This is a genomic window from Lysinibacillus sp. G1-3 (assembly GCF_056322905.1).
Genome location: NZ_JBWHYQ010000001.1, coordinates 360,729 through 384,743, shown reverse-complemented (window position 1 = coordinate 384,743; position 24,015 = coordinate 360,729). Strand labels below are relative to the sequence as shown.

The 24,015-nt window shown below is 38.2% G+C and carries 20 protein-coding genes; all 20 read right to left on the bottom strand.

What is annotated here, in order from left to right; genetic code table 11:
- Positions 1-262: 262 nt before the first annotated feature.
- A complete protein-coding gene (locus tag ACVYAD_RS01825; RefSeq protein ID WP_476424202.1) occupies positions 263-730 on the bottom strand; it encodes an SDR family NAD(P)-dependent oxidoreductase in 468 nt (155 codons plus the stop codon).
- Positions 727-2,028, bottom strand: coding sequence for an EF-P 5-aminopentanol modification-associated protein YfmH (yfmH, locus tag ACVYAD_RS01820; RefSeq protein WP_349660907.1), 1,302 nt, complete (start codon positions 2,026-2,028; stop codon positions 727-729). The genes ACVYAD_RS01825 and yfmH overlap by 4 nt, the downstream gene beginning before the upstream one ends.
- The gene (gene yfmF / locus ACVYAD_RS01815; RefSeq protein ID WP_349660906.1) at positions 2,025-3,296 is read right to left on the bottom strand and encodes an EF-P 5-aminopentanol modification-associated protein YfmF; all 1,272 of its coding nucleotides are present in this window, start codon (positions 3,294-3,296) and stop codon (positions 2,025-2,027) included. The genes yfmH and yfmF overlap by 4 nt, the downstream gene beginning before the upstream one ends.
- A gap of 254 nt (positions 3,297-3,550) precedes the next feature.
- Entirely contained in the window at positions 3,551-4,510 is a 960-nt protein-coding gene (locus ACVYAD_RS01810) for an ABC transporter permease (RefSeq protein WP_349660905.1), read from the bottom strand.
- Between the two features lies 1 nt (position 4,511).
- Positions 4,512-5,558, bottom strand: coding sequence for an ABC transporter permease (locus tag ACVYAD_RS01805; protein ID WP_349660904.1), 1,047 nt, complete (start codon positions 5,556-5,558; stop codon positions 4,512-4,514).
- Positions 5,558-7,105, bottom strand: coding sequence for an ABC transporter ATP-binding protein (locus ACVYAD_RS01800; protein ID WP_476424198.1), 1,548 nt, complete (start codon positions 7,103-7,105; stop codon positions 5,558-5,560). Before ACVYAD_RS01800 ends, ACVYAD_RS01805 begins: the two co-directional genes overlap by 1 nt.
- Positions 7,106-7,583: 478 nt before the next feature.
- Entirely contained in the window at positions 7,584-8,672 is a 1,089-nt protein-coding gene (locus ACVYAD_RS01795) for a BMP family lipoprotein (protein ID WP_476424196.1), read from the bottom strand.
- Between the two features lie 52 nt (positions 8,673-8,724).
- Positions 8,725-9,453, bottom strand: a complete 729-nt coding sequence (locus ACVYAD_RS01790; RefSeq protein ID WP_079560516.1) for a GntR family transcriptional regulator — start codon at positions 9,451-9,453, stop codon at positions 8,725-8,727.
- Positions 9,454-9,639: 186 nt separating this feature from the next.
- The gene (locus ACVYAD_RS01785) at positions 9,640-11,928 is read right to left on the bottom strand and encodes an FtsK/SpoIIIE family DNA translocase (protein ID WP_476424194.1); all 2,289 of its coding nucleotides are present in this window, start codon (positions 11,926-11,928) and stop codon (positions 9,640-9,642) included.
- A gap of 500 nt (positions 11,929-12,428) precedes the next feature.
- The gene (locus tag ACVYAD_RS01780) at positions 12,429-14,096 is read right to left on the bottom strand and encodes a ribonuclease J (RefSeq protein ID WP_349660900.1); all 1,668 of its coding nucleotides are present in this window, start codon (positions 14,094-14,096) and stop codon (positions 12,429-12,431) included.
- 525 nt (positions 14,097-14,621) lie between these two features.
- A complete protein-coding gene (dapA, locus tag ACVYAD_RS01775; RefSeq protein ID WP_349660899.1) occupies positions 14,622-15,539 on the bottom strand; it encodes a 4-hydroxy-tetrahydrodipicolinate synthase in 918 nt (305 codons plus the stop codon).
- Between the two features lie 13 nt (positions 15,540-15,552).
- Entirely contained in the window at positions 15,553-16,590 is a 1,038-nt protein-coding gene (locus ACVYAD_RS01770) for an aspartate-semialdehyde dehydrogenase (RefSeq protein ID WP_476424191.1), read from the bottom strand.
- An 82-nt stretch (positions 16,591-16,672) separates the two neighbouring features.
- Complete coding sequence (locus tag ACVYAD_RS01765; RefSeq protein WP_349660897.1) at positions 16,673-17,263, bottom strand: dipicolinate synthase subunit B; 591 nt, start codon at positions 17,261-17,263, stop codon at positions 16,673-16,675.
- Positions 17,257-18,036 (bottom strand): dipicolinate synthase, encoded by a 780-nt coding sequence (locus ACVYAD_RS01760; protein WP_349660896.1) that lies wholly within the window; start codon positions 18,034-18,036, stop codon positions 17,257-17,259. Before ACVYAD_RS01760 ends, ACVYAD_RS01765 begins: the two co-directional genes overlap by 7 nt.
- Positions 18,037-18,045: 9 nt before the next feature.
- A complete protein-coding gene (locus ACVYAD_RS01755) occupies positions 18,046-18,309 on the bottom strand; it encodes a YlmC/YmxH family sporulation protein (RefSeq protein ID WP_053594254.1) in 264 nt (87 codons plus the stop codon).
- 926 nt (positions 18,310-19,235) lie between these two features.
- Complete coding sequence (locus ACVYAD_RS01750; RefSeq protein ID WP_476424189.1) at positions 19,236-19,730, bottom strand: HugZ family pyridoxamine 5'-phosphate oxidase; 495 nt, start codon at positions 19,728-19,730, stop codon at positions 19,236-19,238.
- Between the two features lie 11 nt (positions 19,731-19,741).
- Positions 19,742-20,524 (bottom strand): ABC transporter ATP-binding protein, encoded by a 783-nt coding sequence (locus ACVYAD_RS01745; RefSeq protein WP_476424187.1) that lies wholly within the window; start codon positions 20,522-20,524, stop codon positions 19,742-19,744.
- Positions 20,524-21,516 carry a FecCD family ABC transporter permease gene (locus ACVYAD_RS01740; protein WP_476424186.1) on the bottom strand — a complete coding sequence of 331 codons (993 nt, stop codon included), beginning with the start codon at positions 21,514-21,516 and terminating at the stop codon, positions 20,524-20,526. Before ACVYAD_RS01740 ends, ACVYAD_RS01745 begins: the two co-directional genes overlap by 1 nt.
- A 15-nt stretch (positions 21,517-21,531) precedes the next feature.
- On the bottom strand, positions 21,532-22,527 hold the full coding sequence (locus tag ACVYAD_RS01735; protein ID WP_476424184.1) for an ABC transporter substrate-binding protein: 996 nt from the start codon (positions 22,525-22,527) through the stop codon (positions 21,532-21,534).
- Positions 22,528-22,747: 220 nt separating this feature from the next.
- Entirely contained in the window at positions 22,748-23,971 is a 1,224-nt protein-coding gene (locus ACVYAD_RS01730) for a M16 family metallopeptidase (RefSeq protein WP_476424182.1), read from the bottom strand.
- Between the last annotated feature and the right edge of the window lie 44 nt (positions 23,972-24,015).

Here is a 24,015-nt window from a genome sequence, read left to right as displayed (position 1 = left end):
TAGAGATTTAGGAGTTCGCTGCTAAACATCCATTGTCAAAGCACTTAGCGCCACCGTTTTCCGTTGTCACGATGATCCTTTACGGACACTGAGTGATTTTTTTCAGCTTATGCCATCCTTGTTGTTTTTTCTGCTTTCGCACCGTTACATCTGCCGTTTCCAGCTCCGCGTTGGTCACAAGGCTTTAGGAGTTAAAAGCAATTAACGTGGAGTTCGCACCAATCGCTTGATACGAAGGGTATTCTGTTATAAATTTATGCTACTATACAGGTTTGTATAGGTTTGTCAAAATTTGTTGTAACAGTTTAGTTACCCAAATCGAACCGATAAAAAGTACATAGCTGACATCATGAGCACGAAGCTTTGATGACAGCAATGCCGTCAGGCGCATTGGGTTTTGCACATGGACACGCCATAATGCATCCATATCCTCCACAGTAGTATCTTCAAGTAGAGAATAATGCGCTTGACCATTTGCAAAAACAATTGCTTGCACATTAAAAATTTGCGCTGCTAGTAATTGCGCCCCGGATGCTTTCGAAAAATCTCCCTGCACAAGCATAAATTCCTGTGCAGGGAAATTTTCTGAAAGAGAGTGGTATAAAGCCTGTGCTGCTTTTTCATTGTTTGAAAAGTGTAAGTAGATGGACCAGCCGTCTTCTGCCAGACTCTGACAAATAGCACGACCAATCTCACCCGATGCACCTAACACGAGGGCAAACTTTTTCACTGTTCGCCCTTCTCTGTAGGTAAAATTTTAAAGACAGTTTGTTGTGATTCACCTTGAATTGAAGAAAATGCTTTTTGCAAATCTTCAATCGTTAGTTCTTCTAGCACAGGTACAACATCGAACAAATTCATCTCATTAAACGAATAACGTGTAAATTGGTTGGCGATGAATTCAATAGAGTTCAGCGCACGTAGGAAGAAACCAATTTTTTTACGTTTCACTCGTTCTAAATCGGCACTTTCAAATTGTGCATATCCTTCATACTTTGCCAATTCTTCTTTAATAGCTTTCTCTAATCCAGCCGGGTCTGCAGAATCCGAGCCAATCATAGCAAAACCAAAGCCGTTTTCTAACGTGAAATCAAATGCATACGTTTCATCAATTAAGTCATTTTCATAGATGCGCTCATAAAATTCAGATGTACGTCCGAAAATAAGTTCAAGTGCAATTTGAACAGATAGCTCATGTTTTAACATATCACGACCAGAAAGATTTGTTTCTTTTGCTTTTAAGCCGATATAAACCTTTGGCTTTTGTACATCCATATGCAACTCACGCTCTTTGATAGCAACATCAGTCGGTTCTTTATCAAAGTAGCGTTGTATTGGTGTTGGTTCAGTGAACTCTTTTTTACCTTGATTGTCACGAATAAACGTCATCATTTCATTAGGGTCTACAGCACCAATAACAAACAATAACATATTGGATGGATGATAGAACGTATTGTAGCACGTATATAAGTGGTCCGCAGTAATGCCATCAATCGTCTCGATTGTACCAGCGATATCAATTTTTACCGGGTGATTATGATACATATTTTCGATCGTACCAAAATACAAGCGCCAATCTGGCTGATCATCGTACATCGTAATTTCCTGACCAATAATACCCTTCTCCTTATTCACTGTTGCTTCTGTAAAGTAAGGCTCTTGCACAAAATTTAATAATGTTTCTGTACTTTTATAAATATTGTCCGTCGAAGAAAATAAATAAGCCGTACGTGTAAATGATGTAAAGGCATTTGCTGAAGCGCCGAATTCACTAAACTTTTGGAATACATCCCCATCTTCTTTTTCAAACATTTTATGCTCTAAAAAGTGAGCAATGCCATCTGGAACTGTAATGCTTTCTGTTTCACCAAGCGGCACAAATGCACGATCAACAGAACCGTACTTAGTTGTGAACGTCACATATGTTTTGGAATAGCCTTTTTTCGGTAAAATATAGACATCTAAGCCATTCTCTAATTTTTCATAATACAATGTTTCATCTAATTGTTTGAATTCAATTGTCTTCATTGTGCGGCTTGCTCCTTCCCACATAAGAAATAGACCGCTTCTAGCTGAATTTGCTTCGCCATTTCAACGATATCTTCTCTCGTTACAGCTTTCCATTTATTTGCCCAAGCTTCAACAGAGAACTCCTCGGGTAAATCTTTATATTGGTCAAAAATTTCTATTTGTCCTCGGGCAGAATCCAATGACTCTTTTAGCTGATTCGTCAGCATTGCCTTTGTTTGCTCTAATTCCAAATCAGTAATATCGCCTGCTTGCATAACAGCAATTTGTTCTTTAATTAGTGATAGTGCTTTTTCTTCATTTTTTGGTTCAATCCCAGATACAACAAAGACTAAGCCATAATGTGATGCAAAGGAGCTAGACGCATAGTAAGCTAAACTTTCCTTTTCACGAACATTCATAAATAATTTGGCATGAGGATAGCCACCGAATACGCCGTTAAAGATTTGCATTTTAGCAAAATCAGGATCACCAAATCGTACTGGTGTACTAAAACCAATATGCAGCTTTCCTTGCTTCATATCTTGTTGCTCACGTACATAATCATTTTGTGGATGCTGTTGCGGAAGCACAGCAGGAACTTCTTCAGGTGTACGATCATTAAACGGTAGTGCTTTTTTCAGCTGTTCCACGATTTCGTCTTCATTAATATCACCCGCGACATAAATATCTATTTTATCGTTAGCAAGCATCGATTGATATGCTTCAAACAATGACGCAGGGGTAATTTTTTGAATGTCCTCAACAGTTCCATTAGCAGAAATAGAGGCCGGTTCATTCGGACGTAAAATCTGTTGAATACGTTGCTGCGCAAATCGAGATTTATCGTCAAAAATAGACTCGATACGTTGAATGACCGTTTTCTTTTCACGCTCTACTATCGATTCTTTAAATACACCGTTTTCTATATTCGGTTCAAAGATTGCTGTGTGCAATAAACCAAGTACCTCGTTTAAAACACTTGTATTTGCCAAATAATGATCGTTAACGGATTCTACATTCATCAGTACTGTATGCTCATTACCACGTTTAGATGTATCAAAATAAAGCACTGTGCCATACAAGTCATCCAAGAAACCTCGGAATGCAGCTGTTGTCTTATATTTAGCATTGCTGTGTTGCAACACATTTGTTAACACTGTGCGTTCAGACGCATTTGTAGCCGTTAATGCTCTTCTCCATTTAATTGAAAAATTTACGGTTTTAAATTGGGTCGTTTGTCGGATATGCAAATTGACACCTTTTGCAAAAGGGATTGTTTTAAACATATATAGAACCCTCCTTATCTTTCTTAATATAACAAAGTACTACACATACTATACATGTCTATTGTCTATAATTGCAAAAAGAATCCAAAGTATGTATACGGAAAGTTTGAAATTTCATTTGGTTACTTGATGAACCTGTTCATACTAGCAAATAAAGATCAACCTTCAACCATTATTTTCCCAAACACTTGCGCTATGCACAAGGAAAAAGACTGAGCATTTTCGCCCAGTCTTTGTTGTAAACAATTGTTTCTTTAGCGTTTCCCCTTAATATAAGGTTGACCACTAGCTTTTGGTGCATTTGCTTTACCGATAAATCCTGCTAATGCAAGGATTGTTAATACATACGGTAAAATTTGCAAGTATACAGCAGGAATGTCTTGAACGTAAGGAATTGTGCTTCCTGCAACACTTAACGTTTGTGCTACTCCAAAGAATAAAGCTGCACCTAATGCACCGATTGGATGCCATTTCCCAAAAATCATTGCAGCAATGGCCATAAAGCCTTGACCAGCAATTGTTGCATGTGAGAAATCGCTTGTAATTGATTGCGCATACACTGCACCACCAAGACCACCTAACGCCCCTGAGATGACAACAGCAATATAGCGCATTCTATTAACATTTACGCCCATCGTATCTGCAGCCATTGGATGTTCACCGACAGCGCGTAAACGTAAACCGAATGGCGTTTTATAAATAATAAACCATGCGCCGATAGCTACTGCAAAAGCTAAAATTGACGTACTATAGACATCACGGAATAATAATGGACCAAGGAACGGAATATCCTCTAACAAAGGAATTTCAAAACGAGTTATTGGGTGGGTAATCATATCAGTTTGCCCTTTACCATAAATCATTTTTACTAAGAATACAGTTACTGCTAAACCTAATAAATTAATAGCAACCCCTGATACCGTTTGATCGGCACGGAAGGAAATCGAAGCAACTGCATGGAATAGAGAGAAGATTCCCCCAGCAATGACAGCTGCCAGCATAGCTACCCAAATTGTTGCTGCACCAAATGTTGAAGCAAATTCTAAATTGACATAAATACCAACAAATGCACCTACAACCATTAAACCTTCTAATCCGATATTGACAACACCAGATCGTTCAGAGAATACACCACCGATTGCCGTAAAAATTAAAGGTGTTGCGAAGAAAATTGCAGAAGGGATGATGAAATATAACATTTCTAAAAAGCTCATGTTATTGTCCCTCCTTTTTTTTGCTCAACTTTTGTAATGCTACTCGAATAATATAACCTGATGCTACGAAGAAAATAATTAACGCAATAATAATAGATACGATTTCCTCGGGAATACCCGCAGCATTTGGCATATTTAGTGCTCCGTATTTAAGTGAACCGAATAATGAAGCCCCGAATACAACCCCTAGTGGCGTATTAGCACCAAGTAAGGCAACGGCGATACCATCGAAACCTATACCTGTAAAGCCTGGTTTAATAGAAGCGTTTTGGAAAGTACCTAATGCCTCCATAGCACCTCCAAGACCCGCAAACATACCTGAAATCGTCATAGCTAAAATAATGTTTTTGTTGACGCTCATACCTGCATAATCTGCAGCATGTTTATTAAAGCCTACCGCTTTAAGCTCATATCCACGTGTTGTTTTTTCTAAAATGAACCACATAACCATGACCATTAACAGTGCAACAATGATGCCATAGTGAAGACTTGAATTGTCTGTTAGCTCTCTTAAAAACGGAGAACGTAAAGAAGCTGATTCATGAACGCGTTCTGTTTTAAAGCCACCGTCAGACAATTTTTTAATCACTGCATTCGCAATATAAAGCGCAGTGTAGTTTAACATAATTGTCGCTATAACTTCGTGAACTTTAAATTTCGCTTTTAAGAAACCTGCAATAAAGGCCCAAAATGCACCTGCAGCTGCTGCCGCAAGTAATGCTAATGGTAAGTGAATAATTTTAGGTAGATCAAACGCATAGCCTACCCAAGCTGCTGCTAGCCAACCTAAAATTAACTGACCTTCTACACCAATATTAAATAAACCTGTACGGAAAGCAAATGCTACCGCTAGACCCGCCAATAAATACGGTGTTATTTGACGGATTGTGTTCCCAATAGAATATGAATCTCCAAAAATACCTGTCCAAAGTGCGATATAACCTTGTACTGGGTCATAGCCGCTAACTACCATCACGATAGCCCCAACAATTAAACCGATAATGATAGAGATGATAGGAACGAGAATATTAATGACACGATTTGACATTAGTCATTCCCCTCCTTCGTACCATTCTTTTTATTTTCACTTTTTTGTCCTGCCATTAATAGACCCAGCTCTTGTTCTGTCGTTTCTGTTGGATTTAACTCATCAACAATTTGACCGTCATAAATAACAGCAATTCGGTCTGAAACATTCATGACTTCATCTAATTCAAATGAAATTAACAGTACCGCTTTTCCTTTATCACGTTGCTCGATCAAGCGAGAGTGAATAAACTCAATTGCCCCTACGTCAAGACCACGTGTTGGTAGTGCAGCAATCAATAAGTCTGGATTACGATCAATTTCACGACCGATAATCGCTTTTTGTTGGTTACCACCTGAAAGGGCACGTGCTGGTGTCATTTCACCATTCCCTGTACGCACATCATATTCTTCAATGATTTGGCGTGCTTTTTCAGACACTTTCTTATAGTCCATAACAAAGCCCTTAGCGATCGGAGACTGATAATATGTTTGTAGTGCGATATTATGACCTATTGGGAAATCTAAGACTAAACCATGCTTATGGCGATCTTGTGGAATATGCCCAACGCCTTCCTCAGTAATTTTCCGAGGCTTCATATTTGTAATATCTTTGCCATTTAATTTAACAGTACCACTCTTTATTTTACGTAGACCAGTAATGGCTTCGATTAACTCAGACTGTCCGTTACCATCGATACCTGCAATACCAACAATTTCACCTTTACGTACTTTTAAGTTTAAGCTTTTAACCTTATCGATATTACGGTAGTCTGTAACAACCAAATTATCGATTGAAAGTACTTCATCAGTTGGGTTTGCTTCTGTTTTTTCGGTTTTAAATTCGACTTGGCGACCAACCATCATTTCAGCTAATTGGTTAGGATTTGTTTCAGCAGTGCTAACCGTTCCAATCCCTTCACCTTTGCGAATAATTGTCACACGATCAGAGACTTCCATAATTTCTTTTAGTTTATGGGTAATTAGAATAATAGATTTGCCCTCTGCAATTAAGCGACGCATTATTTGAATAAGCTCTGTAATCTCCTGTGGTGTTAAAGATGCAGTTGGTTCATCAAAAATTAAAATTTCTGCACCGCGGTATAGTGTTTTTAAAATTTCAACACGCTGTTGCATCCCCACAGTAATATCTTCGATTTTGGCATATGGATCAACATCTAAGCCATATTTTTCAGAAAGTGCTTGTACTTTCTTCGCCGCATCTTTAATGTTAACAATACCCATTTTCGTTGGTTCAGAACCTAAAATAATGTTCTCTGTTACTGTGAAATTTTCCACTAACATAAAATGTTGATGAACCATACCAATCCCTAAATCATTGGCCACATTCGGGTTTGTAATTTTAACAGCTTTCCCACGAACTCGAATTTCGCCACCCTCTGGTTGATACAAACCAAAAAGGACGTTCATTAAAGTCGATTTACCTGCACCATTTTCGCCTAGCAGTGCATGGATTTCGCCTTTTTTCAGCTGGAGGGTGATGTTATTATTCGCCACGAAATTACCGAACTCTTTTCGGATTCCTAGCATTTCAATCACATATTCCAATTTTGTCACTCCCTTAATAGGCACTTTTATCAATTTCGCCTTGACGTAATTGTGGCTGTCGCCACAGAAAACATTGTTCACCGCTTAAAACTAATGCAAATACTTACCATAATCCCTGGTGCTCAGCGTTTATCACATCGCACAACAATGAATTCAGCCAGAGATTAACTCTTCGTTCATTGGGCATTATGTACCCTATTCACAAAAAATCCTTGCCTATCTTGTCCCACTAAATAGAGGTAGATAGTCTTCTAAATGAAGATAAATTAATACAGGAAAGGTCATCGTTAGAAACCTTTCTTCTATTAACTTGTTACCATCATTACTATTCTTGCGATAAGCTCATATAAAATTCTACCTCTACGATAATGATCAGTATAGTTAAATAGAATGTTATGAATAGTCAAAATATAACGATAGATTGAAAAATCATCATAAGGGCCTTCATAAAAAGTCCCTTATGATGATCAAAGGTGAATTATTTTTTCACTTTTTCTGGAACTTTAATTTCACCCTTAGCAATTTTTTCTTTATATTCTTCAATAACCTTTAGTACATCTTCTGGGATTGCGCCACGAGAATCCGCAAGCTTCACGCCGTCTTCAGCTAAACCATAAGTAAGCGTTTCGCCACCTGGGAATTCACCTTTTTTCGCTTTATTAGAAATATCTACAACTGCTGTGTTTACACCTTTTAACATAGAAGTTAAAGTAACATTTGTTTTACCGTCTACTTTACCTTCTTCATATTGGTCAGCGTCTACTCCGATTACCCAAATGTTTGCATTAGGATCTTTTTTCTTACGTTCTTTTGCCTCAGAGAATACACCGTTACCAGTTGCACCAGCAGCGTGGAAGATTACATCTACACCTGAAGAGTACATGCTGTTTGCAGTAACTTTACCAAGGTCAGCTTTATCGAATGCAGCAGTATATTTTGATGTGATTTCGATATCTGGATTTAAAGCTTTTGCACCTTCAAAAAATCCAGCTTCGAAGCGGTTGATAACTGGAATATCTACGCCACCTACGAAACCGATTTTACCCGATTTAGACATTTTCGCTGCAGCTACACCAGCTAAGAAAGCACCTTCTTGCTCTTTGAACAATACTGATACTACATTGTCCGCTTTTACTTCAGCGTCAATGATTGCGAAATGGTTATCTGGATTTTCTTCAGCGATTGCAGAAATAGAATCTTCCATCATGAAACCAATACCATAGATTAAGTTAAAGTCACGACGTAATAACGCGTTTAAATTTGAATCATAGTCTGCATCTGATTTTGATTGTAAGTAGTCGAAGCCGCCATCACCTTTTTTTAGGTTATGTTCTTTACCGAAAGCTTGAACGCCTTCCCAAGCAGATTGGTTGAATGATTTATCATCAACGCCACCTACGTCAGTTACCATTGCTACTGAGAACGCATCTTCTTGGTTGCTTTCGCCTGATGAAGCGTTTTCATTTTCATTTTTAGTTTTTTCTTCCTCTTTCGTACCACATGCACCTAAGATTGCACTTGCAGCTAAAACTGATGATAATACTAAGCCAAATTTACGTTTTTTCATTTGATTAACCCCCCAAAGGTATTGTAATTAGCAGGAAAAAATTAGAAATGTTCTACACCCGTTTACGAACTACATGGAAGCTGAATTTATCAGCTCGGAAATAATTTTTTGAATACAGCACTACTTGATCATGATCATCGTAATGTAACTGCTTTAATACTAAAAGAGCTGTTTCACGTCCGCAATTTAAAATCGGTGAAGCTTGCTCATGATACCCGATAGGATCAATATATGTAACCGCATAGGCAACATGAATTTTACCGGATTGTTCAAGTGCAGAGAAAAGTGAAACTTCTTTTTTTTCTACAAAGTCAGTTGGCAGGAAGCTTGCTGGTAATCTGTCTATGCAATAAACTACCGGCTCACCATCCGCTGTTCTGACACGTTCAATTGTGAGTATTTTATCCTCGCCATCACACTGGAAGCGTTTTAAATCTTCCTCAGCAGGTATGCTTTCCGTCGCCTTTAAAAAGCGGGAACCGGGTTCCATACCCGCTGCCTCGATCATGGAAGAAATGCTCGATAAATGCTCGATGCCTGATGTAAACAACGGCTTAGGGTTTACAAATGTGCCCACCCCATGTCGACGCACAATCACATTTTCCTCTTCCAACAGTCGTAGCGCTTCTCTAAGCGTTGCTCGACTGACTCCTAGTGATTTCGATAATTCAAATTCTGAAGGCAGTTTTTCATTTTCTTTAAAAACGCCTTTTTCAATGTCAGACTTTAAACGATCAATTACTTGAAGATAGAGATGACGATGATCTGCTTTTATAGTCACATATATCACCACCAAAATCAGAGATCAGACATCTGATGTACAACATTCCTACTAATCGTTCATAAATATAACATTTTTATAGACTGAAAGCAATTACACTTAATGTAATTGCTTTCGAATTTTTAAATGAATTTGGGCCTACTCGATGTATACAACATTGTTCAATTTTTAAATTTTATTTTGGTACTAATTATCGTATTGATGAATGAGCACTTGTCGAGGTTTACTACCCTCTGAAGGCCCGACAATACCGCGTTGTTCCATTTGATCGACAATGCGAGCAGCTCTCGAATAACCGATACGGAAGCGGCGTTGCAACATCGAAACAGAAGCCGTCTGCATACTAACAACTAACTGTACAGCCTCATCAAATAATTCATCCGTTTCCTCTAAAATTGTCTCTTCTTCGGTCGGAATCATTTCCTCCTGATATTGCGCCTTTTGCTGTTCTATAACAAAGTTAACAACTGACTCAACTTCTTGATCTGATAAAAAAGCACCTTGCACACGTTTTGGTTTAGATGCACCCGCTGGTAAAAACAGCATATCTCCTCGACCGAGTAACCGCTCGGCTCCACCCATATCTAAAATCGTTCTAGAATCGATTGCAGACGACACTGCAAAGGCAATGCGCGAAGGAATATTTGCTTTAATAACACCTGTCAACACATCTACACTTGGTCGTTGAGTTGCAATTATTAAATGAATCCCCGCTGCACGTGCCATTTGTGCTAAACGTGTAATAGAATCCTCTACATCACTTGAGGCAACCATCATTAAGTCTGCTAACTCATCTACAATTACTACAATATAAGGTAATTTAGGGTGTTTTTCATCTGTTTGCTCATTTACTTTTTGTACATGACTATTGTAACCTTCGATATTACGGGTACCTGTATGTGAAAATAGATCGTAGCGGCGTTCCATTTCTGCCACAACTTTCTTCAACGCCTGAGACGCTTTACGTGCATCCGTAACAACTGGTGCCAGTAGATGTGGAATACCATTATAAACATTTAACTCCACCATTTTCGGGTCAATCATCATCAGCTTAACCTCATGTGGTTTTGTACGCATTAGGATTGATACGACAATACCATTTACACACACACTTTTCCCACTACCTGTCGAACCCGCAACAAGTAAATGTGGCATTTTATTGAGCTCAGCAAGTACTGCTTGTCCCGTAATATCACGACCAAAAGCAACTTGCAATAATGCTTCTGGCTTTGCGCCGTCCTTAGTCTCTAACACTTCCCGGAGTGTAACAATAGCTACCTCACTATTTGGTACTTCAATGCCAATCGCTGACTTCCCAGGAATAGGTGCTTCCATACGAATATCCTTCGCAGCAAGTGCTAAAGCAAGGTCATCCTGTAAGTTTACAATTTTACTTACTTTCACACCTACGTCTGGTAATATTTCGTACTTTGTTACAGCCGGTCCTAAATGAACCTGTGTAACTTTTGCCTTTACCCCAAAGCTTTGCAACGTTTGCTCTAGCTTTTTCGCATTTGCCTGTATGACCGAATATTCGCCACTTTGGTCATGTTGTGGCGGTAATTGTAATAAATTATAAGACGGAAGTTGGTAGTCTGCATTCTCCACAGCATCTGCACCTTCAATATGAACATCATCAATAATCTCACCATGTTCAATGTCTTCATTTTCGGCCATTGCAAATGACTCTCGTTCATGAGACACATTTTGAGTAAAAGCAGAGATGATTGGTTCATGAGGAGTCTCTTCTTCCTCTTGTACTTCAGGCTCCTGATCAACGGCCGCAATTTCATCCTTGCTTTCTACTTTTGAACGGCGATTAGTAGGTTTTTTCGGCATATTCTTTTTCTTATCACGATGTTTCTTCTGCCATTTGCCAAAAAGGTCGGGCATTTTTTTTGCTAAATATGGAACAAGTGCCTTTCCTGTTACTAAAATTAAACCGATAAAGAAAATAACCCATGCAACGACTTTCGCACCTGCCGCCTCAAATAAAACATGTAGAGCACTAAATAACAGTGCACCCACCATTCCGCCACCAAGCGCATTACTTCGATTGATGATACCCTCAGAATTAATTAAAATTCGCCAAGATTCTCGCAATACAGAGTCTGATAATAATCCACCAGATTTTGATAATTGTTCAAATAAAATGCCATGACTAAAAATTGTTAAACTCATAACAATTAGAAGCATACCTAATATGACACGATCATAAATGCTTATTTTTTTACGCCCAATCATCAGTAACACCGCAACGAAAATAAGCATAAAAGGCACAGCAAAATGTAAATTCCCAAAAAGGAACATCGCAATTGTTTGTAAAACTCGGCCAATCATGCCATATTCAAAAATCATAATAACCGCAAATGCAATTAAGATAAGACCTAAAATTTCATACATAAGCGGATGCATTTCTTTTTTCTCTGTCGTCGCTTTTCCTTTCGTGACTTTTCTTTTTTTACTAGTCGCCATCTATTTCACCTTCTTTTGCAATCCATTCTTTAATATGTAGCAAATAATAACATGTAGAACTTGATTATTTCAAAAAAAAGAATCTTCACCATAACGTGGGGGTGATTTCCGTTCCGGCTGGGCGCTTTGTTGCTGCCGCTTCGCTTTCGCACAGTTAAAACATTTGTTGCTGCCGCTTCGCTTTCGCACAGTTAAAACATTTGTTGCTGCCGCTTCGCTTTCGCACAGTTAAAACATTTGTTGCTGCCGCTTCGCTTTCGCATAGTTAAAACATTTGTTGCTGCCGCTTCGCTTTCGCGCAGAGAAGAGATTCCTGAGGGCGCCCGATGAACCGCTAATCCCCAAGGAGTTGCCCTATCGTAACGAAGATCAACTTATTATAAATGGCATATATTATAACAAATATCATCTCAAACTTTCTGGATTGAGGAAAAAAAGGATTTTCCACCGTTTACATTCGGTTAGAAAATCCTTTTTCAATCAACGATGATCTTTCATTTTTAATATTCCATAATGATTGGGATAATCATTGGGCGGCGCTTCGTTTTTTGGAATAAATACGTATTCAGTGTATCTCGAATTTCTTGTTTAATGTTTGTCCATTCAAATGTATCTTTACCAACGTATTTTTCAATAACATTTTTAGCAATATCAGAAGCTTCCACCATTAATTCTTCTGATTCGCGTACATATACGAAACCACGCGATAAAATTTCTGGACCCGATGCAATTTTCTTTTGAGCACGGTTTAATGTAACGACAACAATGAAAATACCATCCTGCGATAATAACTTACGATCGCGAAGTACTATGTTCCCTACATCACCTACACCGATACCGTCTATTAAAACATTACCAGCTTGTACACGGCCACTCATTCGCATTTTACCATTTTTATATTCTACAATATCCCCTTTATCAGCGATAAAAATTTGTGATTTTTGCATACCTAGCTGTTGAGCAAGCTTAGAGTGAGCAATAAGCATGCGATACTCACCTTGCACAGGGATAAAATACTTTGGTTGCATTAAGTTTAGCATTAACTTTAAATCTTCTTGGCTACCGTGACCCGATACATGTACATTTTTGCTAGATGTGAGAATTTCAGCACCTGCTTTTGCGATCGAGTTCATTGTATTAGCCATCTGTACTTCCATACTAGGAGACGGTGTAAATGTAATTAATACTGTATCGTTCTTTTTAATTTTAATGTCTCGGTGATGTTTGCGGACAATTTTCTCTAATGCATCAAGTGGCTCCCCTTTATTACCAGTAGCGATAATAATAATCTCATCATCTTGATACTTTTGCATTTCTGAGATAGGGATGATTGTATCTTCTTCTACTGTTAAGTAACCTAGATTTGCACCTAAATCCACAGCTTTTTCTAAAGGTTTCCCTACAATAACTACTTTACGGAACGACTTTTGAGCTTGTGTTAATACTTGCTGTATACGAATAAAATTCGATGCATAAACAGCAACTAAAATACGACCTGGTGCTGAATGGAATGTTTTTGATAATTGCTCTTCAATCACAATCTCAGATGTCGTATAACCTGGTCGCTCAGCTTCACTCGACTCAGATAGCAGCATAAATACGCCTTCTTCTCCTAGCTGAGCCATTTTTGCTAAATCAGGCTTAAACTTACCTGTCGCGGATTGATCGAATTTAAACTCACCTGTATGAACAATTGCTCCTTCAGATGTATGGAACACTACCCCTAACGAATCGGGAATACTATGTGTTGTATGGAAGAATGTCACATACGTTGAGTTAAAATTCATACGACTACGGTTCGTAACCTCAAAGAATTTCACCTGATGTGGTGCAGGCAATTCCTTTAAATGTTCCTTTGCAAGTGCAATTGTTAATTTTGATCCGTACACTGGCGCTTTCACTTTTTGTAATACATAAGCAATTGAGCCAATTGCATCTTCATGACCATGTGTTAAGAAAATCCCTTTCACACGCTCTTTATTTTCTTCTAAATACGTAATATCTGGAATTACGATATCTATGCCCAACATTTCGTCTTCTGGGAACATCAATCCGCTATCCACTACAAATAGCTCTTCGTCGATTTCTACTACGTACATTGCTTTTCCAATTTCGCCAACGCCACCAAGTGGGATGATGCGAATTAATTCATTTTTCTTTTTTGTCAATTTATTTCCTCCTAAAAAATATCCCGAACAGCAACCACTTAAGATTTATTATAAGGTTTGCAAAGCTTTTGCACAAATTAAAAATGCAGCTTTCATGATAGAAACAGAAATTTATTGCTAATTTTATTTCTAATAGATGGAAAGTAGGCGGAGGATGTAGCATCGTAAAAGGTATAATTTTATAAAAAAAAATCGAAGCGAGCTTTTGGAGATTGGGATATAGTGCGGTTAAAGCCATTTTCAGTAATGTTTTTTCTTCTTCCATTTAAATAAAATCGATGATTAAAAGATAAAAACAATTGACTATAAAAATAGATCTAAATACCTTGATAGATTCTGGATTCCTACCTGAGAGAATATCAGTCATCCCTGAGCAGTTATCCTCATTGGGACGATACTCTATATTTTTTCGGGAAAGTGTCTCACCTGTCTACGAAATATCCAAAGAAAAAAGACCGTAAACAAACTAAAAAAATTCGAGTTTGTCTACGGTCTGAAGATTTACTATTTAGCTTTAATTACAAATTAACTAAAGGTACTTACTTCTCTAAAGCTTCTCGCTTTTTCTTGATACGTATCCCAAATTCGGTCAAAGTTTGCTTTTTCTTCTTCTGTCATTTCCATCATTGGTAAACGAACATTAAGTGTATCAAAGCCTAATTTGGTCATCGCGTATTTTACAGGCGATGGGTTTGGCTGTGCGAATAGCGCACGTACAAGTGGTAATAATGCTCGGTGAATTTTGGCTGCTAGCTCGTGATTTCCTTCTTCAAACGCTTTAATCATTAATTGCATATCATTCCCTACAACATGGGCAGCAACTGAAATAATTCCTGCTCCACCGATTGCTAGTAGTGGGAGTGTTAAACCATCATCACCACTATACACTAAGAAATTATCATCTGAATCAACATTCTCAATAATATCGCCCATTTGATCTAAATTGCCACTCGCTTCTTTTATCCAGGCAATATTAGAAATTTTACTTAAAGCAACAGAAGTTTCATAGGCAACATTGACGCCTGTACGTCCTGGCACGTTATAAAGCATGACAGGTAAACTTGTTTCTTTTGCAATTGTTTCAAAATGCGCGAAAATACCGCGTTGATTTGGCTTATTATAATATGGTGCTACAAGCATGATACCATCTGCGCCATTTTCTTCAGCCTTGTGCGTCATTGCTATAGAGTAAGCCGTTTCGTTATCTCCTGTACCCGCAATAACCGGTACACGACCTGCCACTTTCTCTACTGTAAAGCGTACAACTTCAATTTTTTCTTCTGTGGACATAGTTGGGTTTTCAGAGGTTGTGCCACATGCGACAATACAATCTGTACCATTATCAATCAAATGATTAATAATACGTTCTAGTTCTGGATAATTAATCGTGCCATCTTCTTTGAACGGCGTAATCATCGCCGTTCCAATTCGACCTAAATTCATCCTTACACCCCTCTTATAGTAAGTTATCCTCTAGCATTGCTTCAGCAATTTGAATAGAGTTTAATGCCGCGCCTTTCAAAAGATTGTCAGAAACGATCCATAAGTGGAATCCTTTTTTATTGTCTAAATCTTGACGGATACGCCCTACAAAAGTAGCGTCTTCCCCTTCTGCATAAATAGGCATTGGGTAAGTTTGTGTTGCGATATCATCTTGTAATACGACACCAGGCGCATTGCGTAATACTTCAAAAATTCCCTGTAATGTTGCTTCTTTTTCTACTTCAAGATAAACAGATTCAGAGTGTCCGGAAACGACTGGCACGCGAACGCAAGTTGCGGCTACTTTTAACTCTGGTGCATGCATAATTTTCTTCGTTTCATTAATCATTTTCATTTCTTCGTATGTAAAGCCATTGCCTGTAAATTTATCAATTTGTGGAATGACATTACGAGCGATTGGATAATGACGTTTGTCGCTACCAGAAGGTAAAATATTTGCTTCTACATCCTTACCTGCATCCCAATTTGCACTTTGTGCCTTTAATTCCTGAATAGCAGAAACACCTGCACCTGAAACTGCTTGATATGTTGATACAATAATTTTTGTTAAGCCAAATGCTTGACGGATAGGTTCAAGTGCAGCCATCATTTGAATCGTAGAGCAGTTTGGATTTGCAATAATCCCTTTATGCTTAGCAAGATCACCTCTATTTACTTCTGGAACAACTAATGGTACGTCTGGATCCATGCGGAAATGACTCGTGTTATCGATCACTACTGCACCGCGTTTTGCTGCTTCTGGCGCTAGCACTGCTGATACCGAACCACCAGCTGAGAATAAAGCGACATTGACGCCATCAAAAGCTTCAGGTGTCGCTTCTTCAATTGTATATGTCTTCCCATTAAATTCGATTGGTTTTCCTGCTGAACGTGCTGAAGCTAAAAACTTTATATCTCCGATTGGAAAATTCCGTTTAATCAGTTGTTCCATCATTTTTGTGCCTACTGCTCCTGTTGCTCCAACTACCGCAACTGTTAACTGCTTTGTCATCTGTCATCTCTCCTTGAATCCAAGTTACATAATGTGTGCTATTGTATCACAAAAATACTGAAAATTGTGTGTAATTTGAGAATTATTTTAAATATTGTACCAACAGTGGCTGTAATTGCTTTTTCTCAGTAATCGCTTCATAAACAGTTTCGACCATTTGATCAAAATCAGCAATCAAGGAATTTGGTTTTGAATGTGGTGAGTCCTGCCCAAATGGAATAAAATAAATATTTTTAGCATTTAACAGCCTCATTATATTTATACCATTTAAGCCAAGTGCATCATTCGTTGATATACCTAGAACAACAGGCGAACCGTTACGCAATGTTGCCTTCGCAGCCATCAATACAGGACTGTCTGTTGCTGCATTTGCAAATTTACTAATACTATTTCCAGTCATCGGAGCTATAACCATCGCATCCAATGGATTGGATGGCCCAAATGGTTCTGCCTCTTTAATAGAAGAAACAACCTTTTCTCCCGTTAATTCCTCTATTTTGGCAATCCACTCCTCGCCAGTGCCAAAACGCGTAGCCGCATGTAAAACGGAGTGTGTAATGATTGGAACAACTGTTGCTCCTGCATCTATAAAGTTTTGGATTTTAGGTACTACGTCCGCATACGTACAGTGGGAGGCCGTAATACCTAAACCAATTCGTTTCCCCGTTAGCAATTTTCTTCCTCCTCTATTGCCTTGCACAATATTGTCGCAGCATCATGCGCAAAGTATTTCCCAGGTAATGATGGCAATAGCACATACGTTTGTAATTGTTCAACGTCTATATCTAAACAGCCAGGCTCCGAAGCCAAATCATATAGTACAGCTGGGACATGATCTTGGAATGATTCAGTAATCCACTTAGCAGGAATCGTATTGACAAAAATCCCATCATTAATTGACCATTGGCGGTCATCTAAATCCGTAGCTTTATAACCATATGCCTTTGCTTCACTCACTTGTACAACTGAACGCGCTACTATATGGACATTAGCGCCCATCTTGACGAGTAAAGATGCGAGCATTTTGGCAGTGCGCCCAAATCCTGCGATAGTAAAGTTTTGTCCGTAAATACATTTTTGCTCGAGTCCATAAAACGTGGCGATAAATCCCTCTGCTGTTAATCTTGCATTTTGCCAAATAAATGATTCTTGTTGTAAATAGCAATTTGTTTCATTTTTCTCAAGCAATTGCTTCCAATGCATCGTTAAACGCCCTGTATAAAACTTAACTTGAGATATCCCATAAAGCTGTTCCACTTCAATTTTTAGTGGAAGAATAGGAAGAATAATTCTATTTGGTTGGAATTCTAATACAAGCTTATTCAACTCTTCATTCCAAACTGATGTTCTTTTATAAAATACAGTTCTCGATGGGCTTCTTAGCATGGTAGCTAATTCCTTTAACCTTAGATCCTCACCGATAACAAGCCATTTTTCATTTTCCAAAAGCTCACCTCACTGTAAAAATTCTGACTGTACTGTCGTTGTTTTGTTAAATAAAATTCGATCTTCGCCTATTAGTATAATTTCGTGCCAAGGTATCATTTCACTTACTTTCACTTTCTTTTTCTGAAATGGCAATTTATCTTTCACAATTTCAAAACCATGAATTTTTCCTGTTTGCACATCTAATAAACATTCCGTATGTGCCAATATGCCAAAGTGTACGCCACCCTCAACTTGAATTAACTCTTTATCCACCATCTCTGATAGTAGCATGCCTCATCTCCCTCCTTGAACCGTTACCCCAATATATGCCGAGTTTTTGCAATTCGTGACCCTTACCCAAAGTCTGAAATGTGTATTTACTAGCACATTTGTAAATAGTGTATATATACAAATGTGTGAGGTGAGGAATTTGTGCAAATCCATTTGAGCAACCACAAGCGTTTTACCATTTTAAGGGAGTGTGCTAACTAAAAAATTAATGGCAGGTGACACACTACCATCTATTAGTGCACTTACTTTTCGCGATATGACAATGTGGTGGGCTTATGTTGTTTTAAGCGAGGTGGATTTATCGAAACGGTAACTGGAAAGGAAGCTTTGTTACAGAAAGAAATCAAGATTTTCTACGCGAGGATATTGCGTCATTTTTAAAAGTATATGCAGCAAGCGGTTAGAACGGTCTTAACTGCTGGCTAACAAAAGAGAAAGTACAGGAGTTATTTAAATTATGAATACTATTGAACTTCATGCTTTACATTAAGGCATGAATGGTTTTCTCTTAATTCAGTACCGAGGTTATCATTGGTTTTACTGGACCGAGGAGTCGACTGCGAAATTTTGCTATTCGGCAAGGATGTTGTCGAACATGAAATATCGATTAAAAACGACATCGGTGTAGTTTTTGACGATTTTCATATACTTGAAACGCTCAATGCGACGTAACTCGACAAGACTATGGAAAAAGGTTTTAAAATATGGGATAGTGATTGGCACTATTTAAAGGAAGTAATGAGGAAGTAAGCAAAATACCAGAGGTACTAGTTCATAAAAATAAAGTATCCAATGAAAAGGCTTCGATTCATTTTTGTTCAGTTTTATATCCATCATCTAGACGAGCAAAAAGGGGGCGTCATTTTTATGATTAGCAAGAGAAGTTTTTTAAAGAATAAAAAAATAGGTTGCCGTAGAGGGGCGACCTATTTTTTATCAATTACTACATGGACTAACGTATCATTCGCTATATCAATTATAAATGCCTTACCGAAGCCTACTACATAGCGGCCTTCCAATGGTGTGAGCTCAAATAGTGAGAAATCAAGTGTACGTAACAGCTCCATCATTTTAGCATTAAACAATTTATTAAATGCTGCAAATACATCCTCATGTCCTTCACTGCCTAATTCCTTTGGTTTACATTGCCAACGTGCTCGTTCTGCTGCAAATGGATTTGGTGTCACTGCCTCATCTGCCACGCAAAGTACATCTACAAGTTGAGCCTGCTCCATGAGTTGGAAATGCTCTGCGATACGACTAATATAGACGTAAAATTTACCATTCAAACGCACAAATGGGGTAGTGCTACTAAAAGGTTTCCCTTCTCGATCCACAAGACTTAACACACAACTTTTCTTTCCTTCAATAAATGTTTCATAGCCTTGCTTTACTTGCTCAATATCCATTTCTTTTTGCATCTTACTTCCTCCTATGCCTTGACAGTACTTTTTAATTGAATCCGCGGAGCACTATCCCATGATACATATTGAATTTCTGCATCCATTCGGTATATTTGCTGAATCATCTGTTCGGTCATTACCTCTTCAGGCGTGCCAACTTGGGCGCGTTGACCATCCTTTACAACTACGATTTTATCACTATAGCTAGATGCTTGATTTAAATCATGAAGCACCATCACAATCGTCATCCCCATTTCGTGATTAAGCTCTCTCACTAATTCTAGAACTTCATGCTGATGTGCGATATCTAGGTATGTCGTTGGTTCATCCAACAATAAAATTTGTGGCCGCTGCGCCAAAGCCATTGCTATCCAAGCTCGCTGTGATTCACCACCCGATAAAGCTGCAATAGGCTTTTCTCTGTAATGTGTGAGATGTGTTTTCTCAAGAGCCCAATCAATAATAGCCTCATCCTCTGCATTTAAACGCTCAAACCATTTTTTATGTGGATATCGTCCGTATGCCACTAGGTTTTTAACAGATATATCAGTTGGAGCCTGATTTTTTTGACTCAACATGCACATTTTTCTTGCTATGTCTTTGGAAGAGAGTTGACGAATATTCTCTCCATCAAAGATAATGGTTCCTTCATTATAAGGCTGCATACGTGCAATAGCTTTTAAAATAGTAGATTTTCCGGAGCCATTGGGTCCAATAATGGATAGGACCTCACCTTTTCCAACTTTAAAAGAAAAATTATGGACAACTTCCTTTTGTTCATAGCGGACATATAGCTGTTCAATTTTTAACATTAAAACGCCTTCTTTCTCATTAAATATAAGAAGTAAGGTCCACCAATGACAGACATAAGGATGCCCGCTGGAATATCGAGTGGCGCAAACAAAGTTCGTCCACCAGTATCAGCAATAAGTAACACAATAGCCCCCATTGCCATACTCATTGGTAGTAAATATTTATAGTCTGAGCCTACAAGCATTCGAGCCATATGCGGTACGATTAAACCAATAAAGCCAATCATTCCTACTGCTGCTACCGAGATTGCCGCTAAAAATACAGCCAAAATAGATAACATAATACGAATACGAGTTACATTTTCCCCTAAATTTACTGCTACTTGATCTCCTAAACGTATAATATTTGCCTTGCGTATCGCAAAAATAGATATGACCCAACCTATTATTGCGTACAAATAAATCATTTGCAGTGAAGCATTTCCCTTGGCCGCTAAACTACCATTCATCCATTGCACTGCTGATGGTAATCGATCACTATAAAGAGTCGATAAAAATCCAATAACACCACCGCACAGTGCATTTACTGCAACTCCTGACAAAATAATAGTGATTGGTGTAATGCCTGTTCGTCGCCAGGCCAGTGCATAAATTATAGTTGCGGCAATTAAGCCCCCAATAAAAGCTGCGGCTGGGATAAAGTGAGTGAATTCTGGATTTGCTAATAAAATGATTAAAACAAATGCCGCTGCTCCACTTGTAACACCCGTCAGCCCTGGATCAGCTAGTGGATTTCCCATTACGGCCTGCAATAATGCACCTGAGATTGCAATATTAGCTCCAACTATTAGTGCTAATAAAACACGCGGTAAACGTATATCCCAAATAATTGTAGTATATACGCCAGCATTATCACGTCCATTGACAATTGTTGTTAGAATATCTGGGATTGATATTTTTACACTCCCTAGCCCTATCGCAACAATAGCTGCTACCATTGTTAACACAAAGGTCATGATAATAATTATTCGACTTCTTGTTGTACTAATCATAGGAATACCTCATTATTATTTGTAAAAATAATCTGCGATTGTTGTAAGTGCTGTCTCAACATTAGAAATGGAAGTTACACCAAACGTACTATAATCAAGCATATGGATTTTATCATTTTTATAAGCTGAGAGTTTTTTCCATGCACTGTTTTTTTCAATCTCTTCTTTGAACTTATCTTCATTTGCTCCATGGTCACCTGATGCTAATACGAAAATGATATCTGGATCAGCAACGACAATGTCTTCTAGATTCATTGCAGAATAAGTTGATTCTGCTTTTAATACTGATTTTGCAATATTATCAGCACCTAAACGCTCAACTAGACTACCTAGATATGATTTTTCATTCATAACCATAAAGGAATCAGATGTTCCGATCACAAGCATGACAGATGGAAGTTCCTTTCCTTGTGCTTTTGTTTCAAGTTCCTTTTCCTTTGCGACAATGTTTTGAAGTAATTTATTCATTTCTTCTTCTTTTCCAAAATATGTACCAAGTACCTTGAAGCTCAATTTTAAGTCATCATATGAATCTGTCGGTAGATAGGCTGTTGGTAAATTCATTCCCTGAAGTGCTTGGTCTAGTGAGCTTTGTAGAGAAGTAGCTCCAATTATTAAGTCAGTTTGTAAACTCGCTATAACTTCTAGATCTGGTGCCATAGGTGAGCCAATTCGTGTAATAGCATCGAAATCTGCTGGAATCGGATTTGTCGATGTTGGAACACCTACTGGTTCTATATCAAGGAGATGTAGCATTTCTGTTAAAGGAACCGAAGAAGTAACGATTTTTTCGGGAACTTTTGCTGGAAAGCTAGCTAATGCTTTTTGAAATTCCTCCTCATTTACACCATCCACAAATTTCCCCTCTTGTACTTTAGTTGATTCTGATATTTCTCGTTGCTGTAATGTCTCGTCTTTTTGTATCTCCTTATTTTCCTCTTTTTCTTGTTGTGAGCATCCAACTAATGTAAGTGATAATGCTAGAAGCCCTACACCTAACCAATTTTTCATACTAATACTTACCTCCAACTAATTGATAATGATTTTCAATATCAACTATACTATCAAACTTTATTGAGAATATCAACTTCTAATTGATAATGAGCTTTTTCAACTAAAAAAAGAAGAACCTCGAAAGCTATCGAGATCCTCCTACTATCGAAAAACGATGTCAGTGATAATGAAAAAAGGAACACAAAACTATAGTAATAGTTTTGTGCTCCTTTTAAATTTAAGCTTCTGGACCAATAATTGAAATGGCTGGCTCAGCTTTTAAAATTTTTGCTATTAAGCGATCAACCGATTCCATTGATACGGCATCGATGGACGCTAATACTTCATCAACCGAACGATGTTTACGATGCACTAACTCACTTGTACCGTTGCGATTCATACGAGCACCTGTCCCCTCTAGACCGAGAACAAAACTACCCTTCAGCTGTTCCTTCGCATTCATAAGTTCTTCCTCTGTCACACCACCTGCTACGATATCAAGTAATGTCGCATCAATTGTATGTTGAAGCTGTGATAATTGCTGACGACTTGTACTACCATAAATCGTAAATGCGCCAACATCAGCATAACAAGATTGATAAGAAAATATCGAATATGCCAAACCACGTTCTTCGCGTACTTCTTGGAACAAGCGAGAGCTCATATTACCACCAATAATATTATTAAGTGCAATAAAGCTATACATATCCGGATCCTTTACACCAATTGCTGGATACGAAATGGCTAAATGTGCTTGCTCCGTATCGCGAGTTTTTGAAATCTCTCCTGGATAAAAATGAGGATTCGTTAACACAGGCTCAACTACAAGTGGAGATGGCTGATAGTAGCCAAATAACTCTTCAATTGTTTGTATGAGCTTTGCAGAAATATTTCCTGCTATTGAAATAACAACTGATTCTGGACCATAATGTTTAGCCATATAGTGACGGATCATATCTGCTGTAAATGTTTTTAAAGTAGCAGCAGTTCCTAGTATTGGACGACCGAGTGAATCGTTTGGATACATGACTTCCCATAGCTTTTCATGAACATCATCATCAGGTGCGTCTTCACTCATTAGTATTTCCTCTAATACAACTTGCCTTTCCTTCTCTAACTCTTCCTCTGCAAACGTAGAATTAAAGAACATATCCGCTAATATTGTAACGGCAAGCTCAGCATGATGGTCTAAAACCTTTGCATAATAACAAGTGTTTTCCTTAGATGTAAAGGCATTTAACTCGCCACCAATTCGGTCAAATTCTTCGGCAATTTGGCGAGCTGTTCGAGTTTTTGTCCCTTTAAAAAGCATATGCTCGATAAAATGTGTAATACCATTTTCCTCAGGTAGCTCATAACGAGATCCTGCATTAACAAAAATGCCTAGCGCAACGGATCTTACATGATCGATTGGCTCAGACACAATACGCACACCATTCTGACATGTATGTACTTGTACCAAAAAATCTCCCCCAATTCATCTCTGGTTCAACATTAAAGGCAATG